13 protein-coding genes are annotated in these 13,489 nt (G+C 66.0%); 7 read left to right on the forward strand and 6 right to left on the reverse strand.

All coding sequences use genetic code 11. From position 1 onward, the window contains the following. The first annotated feature begins 106 nt into the window (after positions 1-106). Positions 107-937, forward strand: a complete 831-nt coding sequence (locus NKH51_RS05385; RefSeq protein ID WP_254764219.1) for an aldo/keto reductase — start codon at positions 107-109, stop codon at positions 935-937. Positions 938-1,020: 83 nt separating this feature from the next. Then, positions 1,021-1,407 (forward strand): methylmalonyl-CoA epimerase, encoded by a 387-nt coding sequence (mce, locus tag NKH51_RS05390; protein ID WP_254764220.1) that lies wholly within the window; start codon positions 1,021-1,023, stop codon positions 1,405-1,407. A 16-nt stretch (positions 1,408-1,423) separates the two neighbouring features. Here mce and NKH51_RS05395 read toward each other — a convergent pair whose 3' ends face one another. Both NKH51_RS05395 and NKH51_RS05400 read right to left on the reverse strand, forming a co-directional pair. Beyond that, positions 1,424-2,329: a hypothetical protein gene (locus NKH51_RS05395; protein WP_254764221.1), complete on the reverse strand. Its 906-nt coding sequence runs from the start codon at positions 2,327-2,329 to the stop codon at positions 1,424-1,426. 358 nt (positions 2,330-2,687) lie between these two features. Beyond that, entirely contained in the window at positions 2,688-3,326 is a 639-nt protein-coding gene (locus NKH51_RS05400; protein WP_254764222.1) for an FAD-dependent oxidoreductase, read from the reverse strand. Between the two features lie 275 nt (positions 3,327-3,601). Here NKH51_RS05400 and NKH51_RS05405 point away from each other — a divergent pair, with 275 nt between their 5' ends. Both NKH51_RS05405 and NKH51_RS05410 read left to right on the forward strand, forming a co-directional pair. Beyond that, positions 3,602-5,356: a 2-oxoacid:acceptor oxidoreductase subunit alpha gene (locus NKH51_RS05405; protein ID WP_254764223.1), complete on the forward strand. Its 1,755-nt coding sequence runs from the start codon at positions 3,602-3,604 to the stop codon at positions 5,354-5,356. After that, on the forward strand, positions 5,356-6,219 hold the full coding sequence (locus NKH51_RS05410; protein WP_254764224.1) for a 2-oxoacid:ferredoxin oxidoreductase subunit beta: 864 nt from the start codon (positions 5,356-5,358) through the stop codon (positions 6,217-6,219). Before NKH51_RS05405 ends, NKH51_RS05410 begins: the two co-directional genes overlap by 1 nt. A gap of 134 nt (positions 6,220-6,353) precedes the next feature. On the opposite strand, the gene NKH51_RS05415 is transcribed toward NKH51_RS05410, so the two are convergent. Then, on the reverse strand, positions 6,354-7,022 hold the full coding sequence (locus tag NKH51_RS05415) for a DUF6517 family protein (protein WP_254764225.1): 669 nt from the start codon (positions 7,020-7,022) through the stop codon (positions 6,354-6,356). A 212-nt stretch (positions 7,023-7,234) separates the two neighbouring features. Between NKH51_RS05415 and NKH51_RS05420 the strand changes: the two genes are divergently transcribed. Next, on the forward strand, positions 7,235-7,558 hold the full coding sequence (locus NKH51_RS05420) for a DUF7344 domain-containing protein (protein ID WP_254764226.1): 324 nt from the start codon (positions 7,235-7,237) through the stop codon (positions 7,556-7,558). A 33-nt stretch (positions 7,559-7,591) separates the two neighbouring features. Here NKH51_RS05420 and NKH51_RS05425 read toward each other — a convergent pair whose 3' ends face one another. Next, positions 7,592-8,227 carry a TlpA family protein disulfide reductase gene (locus NKH51_RS05425; RefSeq protein ID WP_254764227.1) on the reverse strand — a complete coding sequence of 212 codons (636 nt, stop codon included), beginning with the start codon at positions 8,225-8,227 and terminating at the stop codon, positions 7,592-7,594. A 219-nt stretch (positions 8,228-8,446) separates the two neighbouring features. Between NKH51_RS05425 and NKH51_RS05430 the strand changes: the two genes are divergently transcribed. Beyond that, positions 8,447-9,070: a class I SAM-dependent methyltransferase gene (locus NKH51_RS05430; protein ID WP_254764228.1), complete on the forward strand. Its 624-nt coding sequence runs from the start codon at positions 8,447-8,449 to the stop codon at positions 9,068-9,070. Positions 9,071-9,086: 16 nt separating this feature from the next. On the opposite strand, the gene NKH51_RS05435 is transcribed toward NKH51_RS05430, so the two are convergent. Further along, on the reverse strand, positions 9,087-9,704 hold the full coding sequence (locus tag NKH51_RS05435; protein WP_254764229.1) for a TlpA family protein disulfide reductase: 618 nt from the start codon (positions 9,702-9,704) through the stop codon (positions 9,087-9,089). 530 nt (positions 9,705-10,234) lie between these two features. Here NKH51_RS05435 and NKH51_RS05440 point away from each other — a divergent pair. Further along, positions 10,235-10,396, forward strand: coding sequence for a hypothetical protein (locus NKH51_RS05440; RefSeq protein ID WP_254764230.1), 162 nt, complete (start codon positions 10,235-10,237; stop codon positions 10,394-10,396). A gap of 60 nt (positions 10,397-10,456) precedes the next feature. Here NKH51_RS05440 and NKH51_RS05445 read toward each other — a convergent pair whose 3' ends face one another. Next, complete coding sequence (locus tag NKH51_RS05445) at positions 10,457-13,441, reverse strand: Eco57I restriction-modification methylase domain-containing protein (protein WP_254764231.1); 2,985 nt, start codon at positions 13,439-13,441, stop codon at positions 10,457-10,459. Between the last annotated feature and the right edge of the window lie 48 nt (positions 13,442-13,489).

Raw genomic sequence — 13,489 nt, forward strand, 5'->3', positions numbered from 1 at the left:
GTTTTCCCGGCGAGCACCGGTTCGCAGCCCGATCCGCTCGAGGGACTGCAATCGTTCCTCGTCCGCCGGGCCGGTCTTGATTACGGCCGGTCACGAACGCTCGGCTATGAGCACCGATTCCACGACCGGAACGATCGTCGCGCGGGGAGCCGACGTGCCGGCCCTCGGACTCGGTACCGCGCGCATGACCGGCGACGACTGTCGGCGGGCCGTCGAGACCGCGCTGGCGGTGGGCTACCGCCACGTCGACACCGCCCAGATGTACGACAACGAGGTCGCGGTCGGTCGAGCTATCACCGAGAGCGAGGTCGACCGCGAGGAGGTCTTCGTCGTCACGAAGATCCATCCCAGCAACGCCGCTCCCGCGGACGTGCGCGAGTCGACGCAGCGAAGTCTCGAGCGCCTCGAACTCCAGACCGTCGACCTCCTCCTGTTACACGCTCCGAGCGACCGGGCACCGCTTGAGGCGACGATCGCCGCGATGAACGACTGCCAGCACGACGGACTGGTCGAGCACGTCGGAATCAGCAACTTCGACGTCGGCGGGCTCGAGGCGGCGATGAACCACTCCGAGACGCCGATCGTCACGAACCAGGTGAAGTATCATCCCTATCATCAGCCCGACGACCTCGTCGCGTACTGCCTCGAGCACGATGTCCTCCTGACGGCGTACAGCCCGCTCGCAGAGGGGAGCGTCGTCGGCGACGACCGCCTCGAAACGATCGGCGAGGGGTACGGCAAGTCGGCCGCGCAGGTGACGCTGCGGTGGCTCCTCCAGCACCCCTATGTCGCGCCGATCCCGAAGGCCTCGAGCCGGAAGCACATCGAGGCGAACGCCGACATCTTCGACTTCGAGCTCACCGACGAGGAGATGCGCGCGGTGTTCGAACTCGACGGCGGACTCTCGGACCGACTGGCCGACCGTCTGGGCCTGTAGCACGCCGTGGCGGAGCGCGGTCGCGGCGAAAACGCGACGAAAAATCACAACAGTAACGCCGCCGGTCCGTGGAGTACAGCCCGATGCACTTCGATCACGCCGGTATCGCGATCGACGACGCACAGGCGCTCGCGGAACTGTACGGCGACCTCTTCGGCCTTGAGGTCGCCCACGAGGAGGAGTTCGACGGCATGCGCGTCGTCTTCCTCGACTGCGGCGACGGCTACTTCGAACTGCTCGAGCCCCTCGACGACGACGGGACGATCGCCCGCTACCTCGAGGACGGTGGCGCGGGCATCCACCACCTCGCGCTCGCGACCGACGACATCGAGGGCGCACTCGAGACGGTCCGCGACCACGACGTGACGCTGATCGACGAGGAGCCGCGGCCGGGCGCGTGGGGCCACTCCGTCGCCTTCTTGCATCCGAAAGACACTGGTGGCATTCTGGTCGAACTGGTCGAACACTGAGAGGCCGGCCGACGGCTCACCCGTTCGCTCGTTCCGTTTCCGACTCGGCCGGCGAGTACTCGGCCGTCCCGATCCGCCGACGCTCGCCGCGTGACTCGTGAAAGAGGACGACGTGACCGGGATAGCGCCCCTCGAGTTCGAGCCGAGCGTCGTAGTCGACGACGCCGAGACAGTCGACGCAGCCGGCGGCCGACTGCTCGCCGCTGGCGACGACGAGCGCGAGCGCGTCCCGGCGTTCGTCGTAGCTTACCTCGGCGATCGATGGCTCGTAACACGGCGTCGGCGTCGTGAGCTGCCCCGCCACGACCACCGACTCGGCCGCGAAGTCGACGGTCGCACTGTCGCCGTCGCGTTCGTTCGCACAGCTTTGCGCTACGGTCTCGATCGAGTCCCCTGCGATCCGGAGTTCGGGGCAGGCGATCGATTCCGAGACCGACTTCGTTCCGGTTCCGTGCTCGCCCAGCGTCACGGTCGTCGACGAGCGCGTACAGTCGAACGGCTCGCGATCGATCGCGGTAGCCGCGCTCGATTCGCCGCCGGGACGGTCGATCGTCACGGTGACCGTATACGAACGCGGCTCGGCGAGGACGACCTCGAGCGCGTCGTCCGCGGGAACGGTGAACGCCCGCGCGAGTAGTTCGTCGTCCTCGTCGGCCGTGACCTCGACCGAGACCGTTCGCTCCGCGCCGCTCTCGTTTCGGAAGACGAGTTCGTGGGGCGGATGGGCGGCCGGAAACGGGACCGAATCGAGGTCACCGACGACGAGCGTCCGTCGCGACTCGTCGCCGCCTTCGGTGCCGGCATCGTCGGCTCTCGAGGAGTCGTCTTGGCGCGCTCGCGGGCCTTCGAACGCCGATCCGACGCAACCCGCCAGACCACAGAGCGCGCCGGCCGAACCGCCGAGTAAGGTGCGCCGTCGCATACCGGATGCAACGACGATGTGACATAAACACCTTTGTCAGCCGCGCTAACCCATCGTTTCGAGTGACTGTCGGAGAGAGATCGGAGAGCGACGCATCGCTCGGACTTTTCGCCTATGCGGTGGCGCGTGCTGTGCGACGGTTCATCGTCGGCGAACCGTCTGCTCGATACCGCGCGAGCGAATCGGTTGGGGAGAGTGTGGAATTCCTTGTGTCCACGATAGCAAGACGCGTTGTTTACCGGCACTCTCGTTTGGTTCTCTGCACAGTATCCGTGGCTACCTACCGAATCGGAGCATCAGTTTCGAAACGGAACCCAACTGGCAGAACTGCGCTAGCAACGACTGGAATATCCGTGTATCAGCCGAAGTTCTCGATCAGCGCGTCGTCCTGATCGCCGCCGTCGGCCTCGATCGCCTCGGCGACGGCCGTGACGAAGTCGTCGAAACCGAACGCGTACAGCTGCCCCGCTTCCCGGTGGGTCGTGACCGCCTCGGCCAGCTCGTCGTCCGCGCCCGCCTCGAGGACGACGACCGTCGCACCGGCATCTTCGAGGGCCTCGAGCCGATCGGTGTGTGCGGGCTCGGCGGCCCGGTAGATCACCGTCGCTTCGTGGCCCGCCTCGTGGGCGGCTTCGGCGATGGCGACCGCCGCGCCGACGCCGGGGCCGCCGGCGACCGCGACGACATCGCCCTCTCCGTCGTAGGTGATTCGGCCGAAGGGCCCTTCGACGTGGACGGTCTCGCCGGCCTCGAGGTCGGCGAGCCACGGCGAGAGGTCGCCGTCGGGATCGATCCCGACCGTGAGTTCGAACGTCTCACCGACCGACGGTGAGGAGAGCGTGTAGTGGCGGGCGAGCTCCTCGTCGTCGGGCGCGGCGCGCAGCAAGACGAACTGTCCCGGCAGGGCGTCGAACCCCGCGGGCGTCTCGAGCTCGAGCGCGACGGTGTCGGGACCGACTTCGGTGACCGATGCGACGGTGACTGACGTCCCATCCATGTCGAACCGGTTCGGACGCGGGTTGAAAAGGCGTTCCGTTCCGCCGCGACGGGCCGCCGACTTCAGTTACCGATAGCCGTCCTGAACGAGTTCGGACAACACGTGACCACTCACACAACGTTTCTGGTTTCTTCACCTCGTTAACCGATCGCCGTATTATTCTTAACGATTAATTGGAACTGTCCTCCCCTACCGAACATATCACCCACTGTTGCGGTTGTCCGGTTGGGGTTTCAGAAGCCTTTTCATTTATGGGGGGCAAGGCTCAGCATAACATGGCTGAGGATCTCAACTGGGCGATCGGAGGCGAGGCCGGCGACGGTATCGACTCCACGGGCAAAATCTTCGCTCAGGCACTTTCCCGAGCCGGACGGCACGTATTCACGTCGAAAGACTTCGCGTCGCGGATCCGCGGCGGCTACACAGCCTACAAGATCCGAACGTCGGTCGACCGAGTCCAGAGCGTCGTCGACCGCCTCGACATTCTGGTCGCGCTGACCCAGCGGACCATCGACGAGAATCTCGACGAACTCCACGAGGGCAGCGCCATCATCTACGACGGCGAGCGCTCCTGGGAGGCCGAGATTCCCGACGAGATGACGGCGGTCGACGTCCCCCTGAAATCGCTGGCCGAGGACGCCGGCGGCGCGATCATGCGCAACGTCGTGGCGCTCGGTGCCGCCTGTAAGATCACCGGCTTCGATGTCGAGTACTTGGACGAAGCCCTCGAGAAGCGCTTCGGCGGCAAGGGCTCGAAGATCGTCGAGAACAACAAGGAGGCGGCCCGTCTCGGACAAGAGTACGTCGAGGAGCACTACGACCTCGAGCATCTCGGCTACAACGTCGACGTGACCGACAACGATTACGTCCTGCTCAACGGCAACGAGGCGATCGGTATGGGTGCAATCGCCGCCGGCTGTCGGTTCTACGCCGGCTACCCCATCACGCCCGCGACGTCGATCATGGAGTACCTGACCGGCCGAATCGAGGACTACGGCGGCCACGTCGTCCAGGCCGAAGACGAGTTGTCGGCAATCAACATGGCACTCGGGGCCGCCCGGTCCGGTGCGCGGTCTATGACCGCCACGTCTGGCGCCGGAATCGACCTGATGACCGAGACGTTCGGGCTGGTCGCGACCAGCGAGACGCCGCTGGTCATCACCGACGTGCAGCGGTCGGGCCCCTCGACGGGGATGCCGACGAAACAGGAACAGGGCGACCTCAACATGGCGTTGTACGGCGGCCACGGCGAGGTGCCGCGGTTCATGATCACCCCGACGTCGATCGACGAGTGCTTCTGGAAGACCATCGAGGCGTTCAATCTGGCGGAGAAGTACCAGACGCCGGTCTTCCTCGTCTCCGATCTGGCGATGTCGGTCACCGAACAGACGTTCGAACCCGAGACGTTCGACATGGACGCTGTCGAGATCGACCGCGGCAAACTCGTCGACGAGGACGAAGTCGACGAGTGGCTCGATTCGCAGGGTCGGTTCCGCGCCCACGCCGTCACCGAGGACGGCGTCAGCCCGCGCGCGATCCCCGGCACGACCGACGGCGCCCACATGTCTACCGGCCTCGAGCACGACGAACTCGGTCGGCGTACTGAGGAGGAAGACGAACGCGTTCAGCAGGTCGACAAGCGATACCGCAAGGTCGAGACCGCACAGAACGACGAGGACTGGGACTACCGCGAGTTCGGTGACGAAGACGCCGATAACCTCGTCATCTCGTGGGGATCGAACGAGGGCGCGCTCGTCGAAGCCCTCGAGTACCTCGAGGAAGACGGGATCGACGTCCGCGTCATCTCGGTGCCGTACATCTTCCCGCGGCCGGATCTGACCGAGGAGATCGAGGCCGCCGACGACACGATCGTCGTCGAGTGTAACGCGACCGGCCAGTTCGCCGACGTAATCGAACACGACGTGCTGACTCGTGTCAAGCGCATCAACAAGTACACCGGCGTACGATTCAAGGCCGACGAACTCGCAGCACAGATCACCGAGCGACTCTCCGAGGAGGTACCAGCATAATGAGCTCCGACGTACGATTCACCGACTTCAAATCCGACAAGCAACCCACGTGGTGTCCCGGCTGCGGCGACTTCGGGACCATGAACGGCATGATGAAAGCCCTTGCAGAGACCGGCAACGACCCCGACAACACGTTCGTCGTCGCCGGCATCGGCTGTTCCGGTAAGATCGGGACCTACATGCACAGCTACGCCCTCCACGGGGTCCACGGCCGTGCACTCCCGGTCGGCACCGGCGTCAAGATGGCCCGCCCCGACCTCGAGGTCATGGTCGCCGGCGGTGACGGCGACGGCTACTCGATCGGTGCCGGCCACTTCGTCCACGCCGTCCGCCGGAACGTCGACATGTCCTACGTCGTCATGGACAACCGCATCTACGGGCTGACGAAGGGCCAGGCCTCGCCGACCTCGCGATCGGACTTCGAGACCTCGACGACCCCCGAAGGGCCCAAGCAGCCGCCGGTCAACCCGCTCGCGCTGGCGCTGGCCTCCGGTGCCTCGTTCATCGCCCAGTCGTTCTCCTCGGACGCGCTGCGCCATCAGGAGATTATCCAGGAAGCGATCGAACACGACGGCTTCGGCTTCGTCAACGTCTTCAGCCCCTGTGTCACGTTCAACGACGTCGACACCTACGACTACTTCCGCGACAACCTGGTCGACCTGCAGGAGGAAGACCACGATCCAAACGACTACGAGGCCGCCAAGAAGGTCATCCTGGACAGCGAGAAGGAGTACCAGGGCGTCATGTACCAGAACGAAGACTCCGTGCCCTACCACGAGCAACACGGCGTCACCGAGGACATGTCCGAGATTCCGGACGGCGCGCCCGACGACGCGATGGACCTCGTCCGCGAGTTCTACTGACGACTCGGCCGTTCGTTCCCGTTCTTTTGCCCCGTCACCAACCGAGCCACGGCACCTTCGCCGTCGACTCCAGTCGCTCGTCGCGTCGTGACTCCTGATCCGAAAACGGCGATACTGCGACCGAACTCGCGACCTCAGCCCTCGACCGGATGCTCGACGGACTCCATCAGCACCTCGGCGTTCGCCGCCTCCTCAGTGAGCATCTTCGGGTACAAGCCGATCAGAACGGGCAGATCGCCCTCGTGGTCGAACGACGTGAGCTTGAGCTCGATCTCGATCGTCTGTCCCTCGAGTTCGGACTCGCCGATGAACGTATCGACCGTCCGGCTGTCACCGAGGATCTCGAGTTGGAACGAGCCCTCGTGGGTGATGTCTTCGATCGCGCCCTGCTCGGTCTCGACCTGACTCATGAACCGCTCGAGTAACTCCTTGTTCGACATGTCGTCGATCGGGTTGACCGACCGACCGGCGATTTCCATTCCGGGGACCGAGACGGCGGCGAAAGCCGCCCCCTCGCGCTTTTGGCCCGCGTATTCGACTTGCTTGGTGTAGACCGACGCCCAGATCGAGGCGCTGACGTCGCGTTCGACGCCGCCGGGGAGTTCGACCGTCCGATCGAGACTCTCCTCGCGGACCTCCTTCTCCTGATAGCCGGTCTCCTCGAGCGCCCCGTCGGTAGGAGCGACTCGGTCGGCGTTGAATTCCAGCGGTCCGTTTCCGAGGACGAAATCGAGGCACCCGGCTGTCAGCGCGAGCGAGCCGGTCGCTCCCGCGGCGAGTACCGATCGACGAGAGTAGGTCATTACTGGTGAGGTTCGTTAGAACCATCATATTAGTTGTGGCTCCGTTCATCCTACTGTCAGCTATACCGAATCCGATGAGCGACGCTTTAGGAGCCCCGAATTCCGGCAAAGTGGGTCGGTAGGTCACGGTCTCAGTTTGCCGATCCGACACTTTTGTCCGACTCGCACTACTGACCCCACCATTTACCGCCGTTCGCTCCCACGTTGCCGGTATGGTATCCGTCGGTCGCGTGCTGGAGTTGTTAGCCGAGCAACGACGCCGCTACGCGCTGTACTGCCTCGAGGACCGTGACGACCCGCTCAGCGTCGCCGAACTCGCAGCCGCGGTCGCCCGAATGGAACAGACCGACGGCGAAATCTCGGCCGATCGCCGTAACCGGATCGAACTCAGTCTCAAGCACACGCATCTTCCGATGGTCGAACAGACATCGTTCGTCGAGTACGATTCGACCGCGTCGACGGTCCGGCTCACTGACAAGCCGCCCGCGTTCGAGGAGCTCTTGACGGTTGCGGAAACGCTCGAGGAACCGGCCTAAACGACGGACGAGACGGCGAGGAACGCGCGGGTATCAGACCATCGTCTCGTTCGCGTCGGCGCTCGTCTCGTTCGTATCGCCGTCGGTTGCGGACCCGCCCGCCGAATCGGACTCGAGGACGGCCTCGACGGTCTTGATCATAGTGTCGACGGAGCCGACGCCGAGTTTTTCCCACCGCTTCTCGCCGGTGCTGTCGACGACGATCGTGACTGGGTAGCCGATGACGTTGTAGTGGGCCGCGAGATCGGAGTTGTCGTCGTAGCCGACGTACCAGTTGCCGCTGTGAGCTCGCCACCACGAGCGGAGTTCCTCTTGTGGCATCGTGCCAAACGACTGGAAGGTCAACGAGAGGAAAGTCACCGAATCGCCGTAGTTGTCGACGAGCCGCGAGCGCGCCTCGGCGAGGTGTGGCATGTGCGCTTGACACTGGCCACAGCCGGTGACGAAGAACATGGCAACCGTCACACCGTCGTTCGGGACGGTGAGCGTCCCGGCCTCGCTGCCGCGGGCGTCGATCGTCTCGACTGTCAAGGGCCACTCCGATTCCTCGCCGCCGGTCGCGGCCGCAGGGTCGTCGCCGAACGAGGGGACGCCGCCGAGGACCATACCGGCCGCGCCGCCAAAGACGCCGACGCTTCCGACTCCGGCGAGCAGGTCGCGGCGCCTCATCGCCGCCCCACCCCGTCGGGACTCGCTCGGACCGACTGACCGGCCTCGAGTCTCCGCCGTCCGTGCTGACGACCAACCATACGGGACAGTAGGGGCGCTAGATACAAATGGTTCACTGGTTCGCGAGTCGAACGCCGGGGGAACTCGAGGTCGAATCGGCCGTGCCGACCGTTGGGTTGGCGGGGTACGAATAAGGGGCCGCCGACCGTCCGCCCGCACGTGAGCGACGACCGCGAGCGGTGGAACGAGCGGTACAGCGACCGGAGCGGCGCCGATGGTGCCGTGGAGACGATTCCAGAACTCGAGCGGCGCGTCGACACGCTCCCAGACGGGCGCGCCCTCGATGTTGCGACCGGGACGGGGGACAACGCGATCTTCCTCGCCGAGCGCGGTTACGATGTCGACGCCGTGGATATCTCCGACGAAGCGATCGAGACGGCGCGGGAGCGAGCCGACCGGCAGGGCGTCGACGTGAACTGGGTCCGCGCCGATCTGGCCGACTTCGATCCCGGTCGTCGGCGATACGACCTCGTCACCGTCCGGTACTTCGCCGCCCTCGAGTATCTGCCCGATCTCAAGGCGGCGCTCGCGCCGGACGGCGTCCTGATGTACGAACACCACCTCCGCTCGAGCGATCCGGTCGCGGGACCGTCGAGCGACCGCTACCGATATCGGTCGAACGAGCTACTCCACGCATGCCTGGACCTGACAGTCCTCTCTTACGAGGAGCGGCGCCGTCCGCTCGACGACGCAGACGGTACCGACGACGAGGGCGCCGTCGCGGTCGCGACGCTGGTCGCGCGGCGCTCGAGCGGCGGTACCCAGTCGTACCCGAAGCGGTGACCGACAGCGGGTGTCGTCAGAACGTGAGATTCTCGACCGTCTCGCTCGTGTTTTCGCCACCCCCGGCCGTCCCCTCCGCGAGCGCGCGTTCGACGGCGGTGACGATCGTGGCCGGAGACGTACCGGACTGGTTGCGCCAGCGGACCTCGCCGGTTCGGTCGACGGTCATCGTCGTCGGATAGCCGGTAATCTCGTAGAACTCGTAGCAGGTGCCGTCCCGATCGTGACCGAGCGGCCAGTTCCCACCGTTCTCGTCGAACCAGATCCGCAACTCGTCGTCGGACGGGTACGGACCGCTGGTATCGTCGACGATCGAGAGGAATCGGGCGTCGGCCTCGTCGCCATCGATAGCGTACCCCGCCTCCTCGAGTCTGCGTTTCGCCTCGGCGAGCGTCGAGAGGTGCGCCCGACTGGTCGGACACTGCGTCCGAGTGAAGTTACAGAGGAGCACCCGCTCGGGCTGGGGGACGCGGACGGTCCCGGCCGTGCTGCCGCGGGCGTCGATCGTGACGATCTCGAACGGTGGCGACGGCGGGCTCTCGGTCCCCGGATCTTGGGTCTCGGAATCACTGTCCAGACAGCCGCCCAACGCTACCATCCCGCCCGTCGACGCGAGCAGTTCGCGACGGTTCATCGATATCTCTGCTCGGTCGTCGACATCGATCTGTCACGTGGCCAGCGCCCACGGCCGACCGTCGTCTCCATTCTGGCCTTTCCTCGAGTGTCGGTCATACCGGACAGTTCGTTCGCGAAACGGATAGTCGCACCTCCTAACGCGTCTGACACGTCGTCCGCGACGCCTGAGTGGCATCTCGGACGCTCTGCCGATTCCTCTCGGAACGTGTCTGCTCTCTCCATCGCACTTTGGGTTCCCCTTCGATCCGGTCGACACGACGATGCTCGAGGACTTCGAGAGTATAGTTCCGAATCAAAATACATGGGTATAAGTATTCTCACCAGTGTAATCAGACCGGACGCCGATTCCAGAGACGGGAACCAGTACTCGACTGGTGTCAGTCGGTGTGGACCCCGGCCACTTCGATCGGATCATGACCACGTATCCGCAGTCGGCAGGGAGCGCCACTGTGCGGTGTCCGCGTCGGTACCGACCAGCGACGACGGGAACCAATCGCGGCTCGCTACACGCGACGAACGGAGGCTCCGATGCGAAAGAACACTGAGATGGACGACGAGGTGTCGTCCGCACTCCCCGCGTGTCCGACCTGCGGCCGGCCGGTGTCGCTGGTCACCGCTACCGGCCCCGCCGAGCGGATCGCCTCACCCTGTGGGTGTCCGATCGCACCGGGCGCACTCGAGGAGCCGTAGGCGAACGGGCACCGACGGATCGGCACGCCGGCTGGTCGTGGGACGGCCGACGGACAGCTATTATTCCTCGAGGGTCGATTCGACCGCCTCGATCTCCGCCGCGGTCAGCCCGTAGCGATCGTAGACGAGGTCGTCTATCCGCCGGTCGATCGCGTCGATTCGGTGCTCGAGTTCTTCGGCGCGGGTCGTCGCTTCGCGGTAGCGCTCGAGCCCCGCGCGAACGTCGTCGACGACGGGAAGCCTGAGGGCGCGAAGCCGGTCGAGCGGCGAGATGGTCTTCGTCGCGGTCTCGCGGACGTTCGCGAAGCCGTCGCCTTCCTCGACCGCGACGGGGACGACGGCTTCGATCAGGTTCGCCTCGGTCTCCGTGAGTCCCGAGAGCCGGAGAGCCGTCGCGGGCTCGGTCTCGACGTACCCCCATCGATCGGTCTTGCGGTCGCCGTCGGTCGGTTTGTACCGAGCGGTCGCGTCGATGCGGACGGTATCGGGGCCGACCCGACCGACGGCCGCACGGCCGAGCCGGAGGCCCGCCAATTCGTCACCGGTCGATCGGAGCGGCGAGTTTGGCGGGGCTACCGTCTCGCACGATCCGCTCTCGGCGAGGGACGCGCCGTCTCGATACTGGCCGAGCTGCGCGCGGAGGTCGGTGGTCAGCCCGCGTCGCTCGCGGGTCAACTCGATCCGCTCGGCGACGAGGTCGTCGAACGTCGCGGTCTCCGGCACGGCGATCGGATACGATTCGAACGTCGCCTGATTGATCTGGGGGAAGACGGTGCGATAGGCCGCGTGTTTCACCTCGTGGTAGTACTCGAGCAGCGACGAGTTGAGGACGCCCAGAAGCCGGCGGAGATCGGCGTCCGAGTCGTTCGCACGGACGTTGTACGCCGACTTGATCGTGACCCGACCCCGCGTATCGAGCGCGCCGATCGGCGTCGACGCCGTCTGGCGGAAGACGAGCTTCGGACTCCGATAGATCTCGGGGGCTTTCTCGATCTCGTCGGGCGAGACGTATCGCGTCTCCGCGTCGTCGAACCCGTAGGCCACGACCGCCGAACCGGGGACGATCGGTCGCAAGCCCCCGCAATCGTTCGTCTCGGCGAGGAAATCGGCGCGTTTACCGATCTCCTCGCCCCGAGAGACGGCGACGCGCTCGCCGAGTCTCGGGAACTCGTCCAGCTTCGCGAGGATTGATCGCGCGGACCCGTCGAGGTGTAGGAGGAACCGACAGGCGTCCTGATCCCGAAAGACGGATTGGGGGATTTCGGCGTACTCGACCGACCCGACGGCCGTCGCGTCCGCGAGGGCGGCGCAGTTCGTCGGCCCCTCGTCGCCCCCGGTGACGACGATCGCTGCGCCGTTCTCGACACCCTCGAACGCGGTCCCGAGGTGGAGCAGGGTCGCGATAGCCGTGTGCTCGAGCAGATAGCGGCGGAGGTGGACGTTCTGGTCGCGCGCGAGTATCGCGTCGGGGACGACGATACCGATACGCCCGTCGGCGGCCAGGCGGACGAACCGCTCGCAGAATGCGACGTAGAGGTCGAACTGCTGGCGCGTCGCGGTGTAGCGCTCCTCGAGATACGCCCGCAACGACCGATCCATCGTCGCGCTGATGTCGGCCCGGCCCGCGGTCGCAACCCACGGTGGGTTGCCGAGCACGGCGTCGAACCCCGCGTCCGGTCGCCGTCGCCCCCGATCGTCGTGAAAGACGTCGGGGAACTCGAGGTCCCAGTGGAAGAACCCCCGCTCGACGCTCATCGTCTGTGCGGCTCGAAACCAGTCGGTAATACGGATTTCGGCCCACGCGTCGTCGTCACCGATCGCGCCCTCGAGTCGCTCGAGAGCGTCGTCCGGGAGCTCCAGGCCGAACCGGCGCGCCGTCCGGACGTTCGCCAGCTCGAGCCGGCGCGCGGCCGGCGTCGCGTCGCTCCCCGCCGCGCGCTCGTCCGGGCGGGTCGTCCCGTCGGAGCCGACCAGCGCGTTGCCCGCCTTCAGATGCCCGTCGAGGCCCATCGGCGGCCGGTCCCCCGCCAGCGTCTCGAGCCACAGCGACGCCGTCGCGAGTTCGACAGCCAATTCGTCCCGGTCGACGCCGTACAGACACGACGCGGCGATATCGCGGCGTACCCGCGGTTCATCGAGGACCGTCTCGTCTCCGGTTTCGGCCGCCGCGGCCGTCACCCGCCCGACGATGAACGCGAGCGCTCGCTCGAGGAAGCGCCCGCTCCCCATCGCCGGATCCAGAATCCGGAGCGCCGTCACCTCTCGGTGGAAGGCTGTCAGGTACGCGTCGCTCCCCGGCTCGAGCCCCTCGGCCTCCAGATCGGCCTCGATCTCGTCGAGCAGCGGCCCGACCGTCTCGGAGACAACGGCGTCGACTACCTCCTCGGGCGTGTAGTAGGTCCCCGTCGTCTTTCGCTCGTCATCGGCGACGACGGCGAGTGTGCCCCCCGATTCGATCCGAAACCGGTGCTCGAGCAGCGTCTCGTAGACGCTCCCCAGGTCTCGGGTCTCGACTGCCGCGAAATCGAGCGGTGCGGCCCGACCGTCGTCGGTCTCGGTCGTCGAGAGCCGGCCGATCGCTTCGGCGAGATATCGGTCTCCGATGGCCTCGGCGGCCGACCGATCGCCGCTTGCCACATCGAACAGCTTCCCGTCGTACGGCGGGACGCCGCGGGGCTCCGACCCCTCGTCGAGCAGCCGGAACAGCGCCTCGAGGCGCCGCCACAGCGTCGTCGAGCGCTCGTCGTACGCGTCAGCGAATCCGCCGTCGGCCGCGTTGACTTCCGTGCGAATCTCGGTTCGGAGCTCCGCGAGGGAGTCGATTTTTTCCGTCGCCGCGCCCGCGTCGCCGCCCGATCGATACGAGAGGCCGCGAGATTCGGCGATATGGACGACTAACAATCGGAGGAGGAGGACGGTCGATCGCTCCTCGAGCGCCGCGAGGGCGTCGTCGCTCGACTCGAGGTCAGCCGTCTCGAGGAGGCCGCGACCGAGCGCCCGCCACGCCGCGAGGGCGTTCTCCTCGAGGTCCGCGCCGGAGTCCATGCTACCGAACCCGTCGAATTGCCGCGGCAAGAAACCACTGGTCGAACG

Origin of the sequence: Natrinema marinum, from assembly GCF_024296685.1 — an archaeon.
Lineage (GTDB): Archaea > Halobacteriota > Halobacteria > Halobacteriales > Natrialbaceae > Natrinema > Natrinema marinum.